10 protein-coding genes are annotated in these 8736 nt (G+C 60.8%); 2 read left to right on the forward strand and 8 right to left on the reverse strand.

Going from position 1 to position 8736, the window contains the following annotated elements; translation table 11 throughout:
* Positions 1-86: 86 nt before the first annotated feature.
* Positions 87-485: a hypothetical protein gene (locus ACXWUF_RS13740; protein WP_458495234.1), complete on the reverse strand. Its 399-nt coding sequence runs from the start codon at positions 483-485 to the stop codon at positions 87-89.
* Between the two features lie 133 nt (positions 486-618).
* Positions 619-1539 (reverse strand): SAM-dependent methyltransferase, encoded by a 921-nt coding sequence (locus ACXWUF_RS13745; protein ID WP_458495235.1) that lies wholly within the window; start codon positions 1537-1539, stop codon positions 619-621.
* Between the two features lie 123 nt (positions 1540-1662).
* Between ACXWUF_RS13745 and ACXWUF_RS13750 the strand changes: the two genes are divergently transcribed.
* A complete protein-coding gene (locus tag ACXWUF_RS13750; RefSeq protein WP_458495236.1) occupies positions 1663-2424 on the forward strand; it encodes a ceramidase domain-containing protein in 762 nt (253 codons plus the stop codon).
* A 163-nt stretch (positions 2425-2587) separates the two neighbouring features.
* Entirely contained in the window at positions 2588-2968 is a 381-nt protein-coding gene (locus ACXWUF_RS13755; RefSeq protein ID WP_458495237.1) for a hypothetical protein, read from the forward strand.
* A gap of 22 nt (positions 2969-2990) precedes the next feature.
* On the opposite strand, the gene queC is transcribed toward ACXWUF_RS13755, so the two are convergent.
* From queC to tolA, 6 genes are all read right to left on the reverse strand, one after another.
* Positions 2991-3680: a 7-cyano-7-deazaguanine synthase QueC gene (queC, locus tag ACXWUF_RS13760; protein WP_458495238.1), complete on the reverse strand. Its 690-nt coding sequence runs from the start codon at positions 3678-3680 to the stop codon at positions 2991-2993.
* A complete protein-coding gene (queE, locus tag ACXWUF_RS13765) occupies positions 3680-4321 on the reverse strand; it encodes a 7-carboxy-7-deazaguanine synthase QueE (protein WP_458495239.1) in 642 nt (213 codons plus the stop codon). Before queE ends, queC begins: the two co-directional genes overlap by 1 nt.
* Positions 4322-4442: 121 nt before the next feature.
* Entirely contained in the window at positions 4443-5306 is an 864-nt protein-coding gene (ybgF, locus tag ACXWUF_RS13770) for a tol-pal system protein YbgF (protein WP_458495240.1), read from the reverse strand.
* 3 nt (positions 5307-5309) lie between these two features.
* Positions 5310-5951, reverse strand: a complete 642-nt coding sequence (pal, locus tag ACXWUF_RS13775; RefSeq protein WP_458495241.1) for a peptidoglycan-associated lipoprotein Pal — start codon at positions 5949-5951, stop codon at positions 5310-5312.
* 140 nt (positions 5952-6091) lie between these two features.
* A complete protein-coding gene (gene tolB / locus ACXWUF_RS13780; protein WP_458495242.1) occupies positions 6092-7381 on the reverse strand; it encodes a Tol-Pal system beta propeller repeat protein TolB in 1290 nt (429 codons plus the stop codon).
* A 17-nt stretch (positions 7382-7398) separates the two neighbouring features.
* Positions 7399-8736: cell envelope integrity protein TolA (gene tolA, locus ACXWUF_RS13785; protein ID WP_458495243.1), on the reverse strand; the 1338-nt coding region annotated here is incomplete at its 5' end.

Raw genomic sequence — 8736 nt, forward strand, 5'->3', positions numbered from 1 at the left:
CGAACCCCGGCCCCCCGCCGCCCCGTTGCCTTCGGCTCCGCTCAGCCAACGGGGCAGCGGGGGTCCATCAATTCCGAGAGGTTAATTCAGCGAATCACCTTCTCCAACGAATCCATCACCGCCTTGGCTTCCGCCAATCCCATTCCCGTGGCGTCGCGCAATATTGTAATCGCGTCGATTTTACGATTGGATTTCATCAGGGCTTGGATTTCTTCCATGGCTTCCGCCGAAATATCCACGTTATCTCCATTAACCACCAGACTAAAACCCGGTAAAGCGGCGGGCGGCGATGACTGAGGCGCTTGGGACAAACCCGATTCGCCCGCAGCGGCGCGAAGGTCTTTGAGATGCTGCACCGCGCCCATAAAGCGTCCGGCGCGGAAACCCACCCAAAAGCCAATGAGAAGACCAACCAATAGGCCGATGACAAGGAAAACATATTCCTTAGGAATACCGAATAACTCGGCTGAGGTAGTTTCTGGCACAGCGCAATCTCCGTTATGATTTTTATCATTCTCTCGGTCTCCGTGGAAACGATAGAGAATTCTCCTGTAGGTCGGGCTTTAGCCCGACAGGTCGGACTGAAGTCCGACCTACAGCGAAGCATATGGAAATGGATTAAGCGGGTTTCTTGGCCCGGAAGATACAATACCTCACCATCCCATCCCGGAATACCTTCCACTGCGCCAGCGCCACCTTGAAATTCGCCGTTTGTGCCTTCTTCCGCAACCCCAGCCATTGCATAATCAATTGCATGGGATAAGTCCACAAAGCCGTTAAATACATACGCCGGGAAGACGGCATGGTTTCCTTGGTCGCCTCGGTGATATGCACATCGACAAACCCGCACTCTTCCATACCCGATTGGAATTCCTCGACGGTGGAGAGATTCGGCACGGCCCAGCCATTCAGACAATCCATCACCGCCTGCCATTCTTCCTGATTGAATTCCCGCTTGGTGGCGTAGCCGTCGCAGGCGATCAGCGTGCCGCCCTTTTTCAACAGGCGATAGGCTTCGCGGAAAAAATCCCGCTTATCGGTGGCGTAGCAACTGCTCTCGACGGCCCATACCACGTCGAAGGATTCATCCGGGAAAGGTGTCTTACAGAAATCCGCCGCTTTAAAATTAACCTTGCCGGAAACCCCGTGGTGCTGGGCGTTGCGGGTGGCGTGCCCGACTTGTTGCTCACTGACGGTGATTCCGGTGGCCCGGCAACCAATATTCTTCGCCAACCAAATGGAACTGCCGCCGATGCCGCAACCCGCGTCCAGCACATGATCCTCGGGTTTAATACCCGCGATGTAGCACATGATGCGGTTCTTGTTCAGCAGGGCTTGGCTGTGGGTTTTGATGCCCTCCTCCCAGTACCCATAATGCAGGGCTAGATTCTCGTTATCGAACCACGCCGTACGGTAGTCCCAATAACAATCGTCATAATGCTTGGCGGTATCGACACGAATCTCTTCCTCGGAGAATTCGGCGTCATGGCGCAGGGAATCGTTGCGGTAATCTTTGTTGGGTTCCAGGTAATAGGACATGGGTCTGTTGTAGTTTTATCTAAGTTTTAAAATGGTTTGCAATGTGTTCGTGGGAGTGGTTTTTAACCGCGATTTGAGCCAATCTAGCTGCCTTTCCCGTCGGTTCAAACGGAGGCGTCCACTATGACGAGCAATCCCGACCGCAAAATTCAAATCCTTTTGGGACTCACCGCGCTGGCCGTCATCGGTGCATTCTTGGTGCCCGCCATTCCGCAGAACCCGGCCTATCACCAGTTCGCGGACCAAAGCGCCCGCCTGGGAATTCCGAACTTCTGGAACGTGGCGACCAATCTGCCGTTCCTGTTCGTCGGCTTGGCGGGCATCCGGGAGCTATATCACGGCAGGCCGGTCATCGTGCCGACGCTATGGCTCGCCTATCTGATCTTTTTCGGCGGGGTCGCCCTGGTCGGTCCCGGCTCCGCTTATTATCACCTAAGCCCGGACAACGACAGCTTGCTCTGGGACCGGCTGCCCATGACTCTCGCCTTCATGGCGTTGTTGCCGATCATCGTCGGCGAATACATTGACCCGGCGACGGGTCGGCGCTTGCTGAGGCCGCTACTCGTGGCGGGAACCGGCTCGGTGCTGTACTGGCATCTCAGCGAGCGGCTAGGCCAGGGCGATTTGCGCTGGTATGGCCTGGTCCAATTCCTGCCGATGCTGCTCATTCCCTTGATAATGCTGATGTTCCGTTCCCGTTTCACCGGCGCCGCCTACCTTTGGGCGATGCTCGGTGCCTACGCCGCCGCCAAATTGGCGGAATTCCTCGACGGGCCGATTTTCCGCCTGCTGTATCCCTTCAGCGGCCATGCTTTAAAACATCTGCTAGCGGCGCTCGGCGTGTATGGCTTTCTTCTAGCCATCCGGCGGCGCAGCTTGGTTTAATTCGGAAATGGCGATACCCAAATTCTTTTCGGCTCAAGCCATCCAAAAAAAACCACGGCGACTAAACTGACAAAAGTTAGTCGAGTGGGCCGAAAGCACATCCCGCCCCCTCTCCTTTCAATTTGGTCTGCTCCAAGACCGCCCACATGAAGGGAGCGTATTAATGCCCTGGCAAATCATCTTCCAGGCCGATGCCCGTATCGTCGAAACCGTTTACAGCGGCGTCGTCAAACCCGATGAGCTTATGGCGGCGTGTAAAGCCACGCTCGCCTTTGCCCGAGAAAACTCCGCGATACTGTTCCTCGGAGACTGCATGGCGCTACAAGGCGGTCACTCTGTTTTTGATCTTTACGCCATTGTCGATGTGCTGGAAACCCACGGTTTTCCCCGCGCTGGCAAAGAGGCGCTGTTATTTCCGCCGCTTGAGCTTTCGGACGTCTCCCGCAACATCGACTTCTGGGAAACCGCGTGCGGGAATCGCGGTTATGTCGTCCGGGTTTTTCATGATCGGGAAGCCGCGCTGCGCTGGCTCATCGCCAAATAGCGGGGACACGGAACCAGGCCAGCTACGGGATTGATTTAGGGGGCTTGGCGTAGCGGGTCGGATCGGCCAGCCCCGCCGCCGCGAATCCCGCCGCCCGCAACCGACACGCATCACACACCCCGCAGGCCCGGCCCGCGTCGTCGGCGGAATAGCAGGACACGGTGAGCGAATAATCGACGCCCAACCCCGTTCCCCGGCGGATGATGTCGGCCTTGGAAAGCTCAATCAAGGGCGTGTGGATGCGGAATTCCGCGCCTTCCACCCCGGCCTTGGTCGCCAATTTCGCCAGGGCTTGGAAGGCGGCGATGTACTCCGGGCGGCAGTCGGGATAGCCGGAATAATCCACCGCGTTGACACCGATGAAGATGTCGGCGCTGTGCAGAACCTCCGCCCAACCCAGCGCGAAGGCCAGGAACACGGTGTTGCGGGCCGGGACGTAAGTGACGGGAATGCCCGCCTGGGGATGATCCGGCACGGCGATGGCCGCGTCGGTCAGGGCCGAACCGCCGATGGCGTCCAGGCCGATGTGAATGGTCTTATGCTCCGCCGCCCCGAAATAATCGGCCACGCGCCGCGCCGCCTGCAATTCGGCCCCATGCCGCTGGCCGTAGTCGAAGCTCAGGGCGTGGCACTCGTAGCCGTCCGCCTTGGCAATGGCAAGCACGGTGGCGGAATCGAGGCCACCCGATAAAAGAACAACCGCTTTTTTCATCACACGCCGGGCTTGTCGCCCCAAAGAATTTTGTGGAGTTGCAATTGGAAGCGCACCGGCAGCCGGTCGCGCAGAATGGATTCGGCCAGTTCGGTGGGATCCTGTCGCCCCGCCACGGGCGAGAACAGCACCTCGCAGCGTTCCGCGAGGCGATGCTCCACGAGCATGGCCTTGGCCCAAAGGTAGTCCGCCCCATCCATGATGACGAACTTCACCTGATCCTTGGCGTCGAGATAGTCCAGATTCCCGAAACGGTTGCGGGCTTCCTCGCCCGACCCCGGCGTCTTGATGTCCAGCACCTTGACCACCTGGGGATTGACGCCCGACACATCCAGGGCACCGCTGGTTTCCAGCGAAACGTCGTAGCCCGCCGCCACCAACACATCCAACAGCGTCAAGCAACCGGGTTGCGCCAAAGGTTCGCCGCCAGTGACGCAGACATGCCGGGCGCCGTACTGCGCGACCTCGGTGAAAATGTCCGCGATGTCCTTGCGCTCCCCGCCACTGAAGGCGTAGGCCGTGTCGCAATACACGCAACGCAACGGGCAGCCGGTCAGCCGCACGAACACCGTGGGCCAGCCCACCGTGCGGGATTCGCCTTGCAGGGAGAAAAAGATTTCGGTGATTTTGAGGCTATCCACGGATATCAGGGATGTAGGCTGGGTTGAGGGACGAAACCCAGCGTTCCTGGGCTGAAAAGCTGGGTTTCCGTGAAGCTCCAACCCAGCCCACAGCCGTGCGCGTTATTTTCGAACATGCCGTTTAGTGCTTTTCCTGGCGCATCCGTTCCAGCCGCTTTTCCGCCAGCTTGGCGGCGCTGCTGTCGGGGTAGCGCTTGACGACATCGTTCAGCAAATCCTTGGCGGCGGCGTACTGGCCGTTCTCGTACTCGATGAAGCCGAGCTTGAGATAGGCGTCCGCCACTTTGGCGCTCTGCGGGAACTCCTTGGTCATCTTGCGGAAGTTGTCGCGGGCGGCGGGAAAATCCCGGTTCACGTAATAGGCTTCGGCCAGCCAGTAATAAGCATTGTCCGTATATTCGCCGCTGGGATAGGCCGCGATGAAGCCTTTGAAATCCCGGATCGCCTCCGAATATTTGCCATCCTTCAGCGAGCCAAACGCCTTTTGGTAAGCCGCTTGCCGCACCGCCGGATCGGCCACTGGCGCGGGCGGCGGCGGCGGTGGAGGCGAGGCCGCTGGTGGCGCAGGTGCCGCTCCGGCTTGAGGCTGGATCGCGCTAGGGTCGCCGCCAGCGGGCGCGGGCGGGGCGCTATTCTCGGCGGGAGGCGGCGTCGGCGCGGCAGCGGCTTTTTGCAAGCGCTGGTCGAGATCGGTGTACATGTCCCGCTGCTGCTTGCGGGCCTTTTCCAACTCGTGGGTCAGCTCCTCCACGTCGCCACGTAGTTTCAGCGCCTCGGCCTGAAGCTTCTCCACCCGGTTGGACATTTCCATGAGGGTGTTGCCGGACAGGCGCTTTTCCAGCTTGGCGACCCGCTCTTCCAGCGTCGCCACGCCGTAGCCCGCCTCGTCATAGGGCTGGTCGTACTGGTTGGGCGCGGACATCGCCGCTTCCCCGTACAACAGCCCCGCCGCCATCAATCCCGCGATCACGATTTTTTCGGCCATGGCTCAATGTCCCGGATAAGAAATTTCCACGCGACGATTCTGCTGCCAGGAGGCGTCGTCGTGTCCCGACACGGCGGGCTTCTCCTCGCCGAAGCTCACCACCTGGAACTGCCCGCCAGTGGCGCCCTGAAATTGCATCATGCGCAGCACCGCGTTGGCCCGCTGTTCGCCCAGGGCGATGTTGTATTCGGGCGAGCCGCGCTCGTCGGCGTGGCCTTCCAGCACCGCATTTTGCTCCGGGTGGGCGGACAGGTAATTGGCGTGGGCGCTCACCACGGATTGGTATTCCGGCAGCACTTCGTAGCTGTCGTACTGGAAGTAAACCACGCGCTTCGCCAGTGGCCCGCTGGGGTTGTCGAGTTCTCCGCCGCCCGCGCCGCCCCCGGCTCCACCCGCGCCATCGGCCCCATAGCCACTGGACCCGTCGGCACCATAGGCACCCGCGCCGCCCTGGCCGTAAGCGCCGCCTTGTCCGTATTTGTTGATGCGGGGTCCGCCCTTGCCGCTTTTGCCTGCGGCCCCGTCGGCCAGTCCGTTGGCACCGCCATCGGCACCGCCCTCGCCTTCCACATTTCCTTTGGAGCTACAGCCGTTTAGGGCCAGCGTGAACATGGATAAGATTAAAAGTAGTTTTAGGAATTTCATTGGTGTTCTTCCCCAGTTCATGGGTTGACTCGTTCCCACGCTCCAGCGTGGGAATGCAGTTGCGTGGCGTTTCAATGCGGGCCGCGGTTGCGGCCAAGACGGCATTCCCACGCCGGAGCGTGGGAACGAGAACCGACGGGCTACGGCGACCACACCGGTTCGCGGACCTCTTTGCCCTGCACCTTCAAACTTTGATGGGTCTTGCCGTCGAGGGACACCGCCGCCAACTGATCGACGCCGCCCTGCTTGTGGGTATAAAGAATCATGCTGCCATTGGGCGCGAAGCCGGGCGATTCGTCCAGCGGTCCCTTGGTCAGCACCCGCAGGGACTTGGACGCCACGTCCATCACCGCGATGCGGTAGTCGCCGCCATTGCCATGCACCATGGCGAGGTGGCGACCATCGGGCGAAAACACGCCCCGAGCGTTATAGGCACCTTCGAACGTCAGCCGCGACGGCTCGCCGCCGTCCGCCGCCACCAAATAAAGCTGCGGCTTGCCGCCCCGGTCAGAGGTGAACACCAAACTGCGGCCATCAGGCGACCAATTCGGCTCAGTATCAATAGACGAGTCGCTGGTGATGCGCCGCAAGCTGCCGCCACTGACGCTCGACACGTAAATATCCGGGCTGCCGTCCTTGGAAAGCGTCAAGGCCAGCCGCGAACCATCCGGCGACCAAGCCGGGGCGCCGTTGATGCCGGGCGCTTCCGAGACTTTTTGCCGCTCTCCTGAAAACAAATCCTGCACGAAGATGGCCGAGGTCTTGTTCTCGAAGGACACGTAAGCGATGCGCTTGCCGTCCGGCGACCACGCGGGCGACATGATCGGTTCGGATGAACTTATGACCGATTGCGGATCGCGCCCGTCGGTGTCGGCGATGTGCAGATGGTACTCGCGGTTCTTGCCGGAGCCCGACACGGTGACGTAGGCCACGCGGGTATTGAAGACGCCGCGCTCGCCGGTCAGCGCCTTGTAGATCATGTCGGCGATTTGATGAGCGGCGTGGCGGGCTTCCCGCGCTTCGAAAGGCACATGGTCCGACGCCAGCACGTTGCCCCGGATGGCGTCGAACAGGTAGAACTCAGCATCATACTGACCGCCCGCGCCCGGCACGATGCGGCCTATCGCCACGTAGTCCTGTCCCGCCGATTGCCACGCCCGGAAGTTCACCGGGTCGGGCGGCGCGGGGCGCTCCGGCATCTGGCCTTCCGGCAACAGGCTGAACTTGCCGCTCCGGGCCAAGTCCGCCGCGATAATGCCGCCCAGGTTTTCGCCAGCCAAGCCGGATTGGGCGAAGGGCACGATGGCGACGGGCACATTGCCCTCGACGCCCTTGGTGATGTCCACGGTCAACTCGGCGCGGGCCGCTCCGCCAAACAGGCCAGCGCTAAGGCTCAGGAACAGCAGCGCGGTTCGGAATGGGCTAGTCATCGAATACTCTTCGCAAGTCAATGAGGGGTGAACTTAAACGCAACGATTTGACTTAAAAGCTGTTTTCTCACCAGCGGATCGGGCGGGAGAGGGAAGCTCGGAACCTTTTTAACAGCCGCTTCCGCAGATCGTTCAAGGGCCGCGTCTCCACCAGAGCAAGAGGCTTGGGGACTCTGCGCATCGCCGCCCGCCGTCAATCGGACCCGGATTGTACAAGAGACCCCGCTTTGGGCAGAAGGTGGGCGTATCCAATTACGCTCAACCAAGGGTTTGAAATACCGGCTGGCCCACGCGCCCGCTCCCTCCGCTGCCGCTTTTTCTTCCTTTCGCTCCTCTTCCATGGCCTCACGCAAGGCCAGTTCCCTTTCTTCTTTCTGGCGCTTGGCCTCCTGTTCCGCCTTGCGTTTGGCTTCGGCGGCGGCTTCGTGGCGGGCTTCTTCCTGGGCTTCCCGTTTCGCCTCGGCGATGGCCTCGGCTTTGCGTTTCGTTTCCGCCTCGGCTTTGCGCTTGGCTTCTAGTTCAGCTTTTTGCCTCGCCTCCGCTTCGGCTTTCGCCTTGGCTTCGATTTCGGACTTGCGGCGGGCTTCCGCCTCGGCTTTTTGCTTGGACTCCAACTCGGCTTTGTGCCTCGCGTCGGCTTCCGCCTTACGTTTTGCGTCCGCTTCCGCTTTTTTTCTCGCTTCGGCCTCGGCGGCTTCGCGACGGGCGGCTTCCTGGGCCTCCCGTTTGGCGGCGGCTTCGGACTCAGCCCGGCGCTTGGCTTCCACGTCGGCCTTGCGCCGGGCTTCCGCCTCGGCTTTGCGCTTGGCCTCGGCTTCTGCTGCCCGCTTGGCCTCAGCCCGAGCTTCCGCTTCGGCTTTGCGTTTGGCGTCGGCCTCAGCTTTCTGCCGGGCTTCTTGCTCGGCCTTGCGACGCGCTTCTTCCTGAGCCTCCCGCTTGACTTCGGCTTCCGCCTCGGCTTTTTGTTTGGCTTCTAATTCCGCCCGGCGGCGGGCCTCTTGCTCGGCTTTGTGACGCGCTTCTTGTTGGGCTTCGCGCTTCGTCTCGGCCAAAGCTTCGGCTTTGCGCTGGGCTTCTTGCTCGGCTTTTTCCCGCGCAGCTAATTCCGCCCGGTGTTTGGCGTCTTCTTCGATTTTGCGTTTCACCTCGGTCTCGGCCTTGCGCTTGGCGTCCAATTCAGCCTTTTGTCGCGCCTCGGCCTCGGCTTTGCGTTTGGCTTCGAGTTCAACCTTTTCCCGCGCATCTTCTTGAGCTTCCCGCTTGGCTTCGGCGGTGGCCTTGCGACGGGCTTCTTCTTCGGCTTGTTGCTTGGCTTCTCGCTCGGCCTCACGGCGGGTTTCCGTTTCCGCTCTTTG

The organism is Methylomagnum sp. (assembly GCF_054333355.1).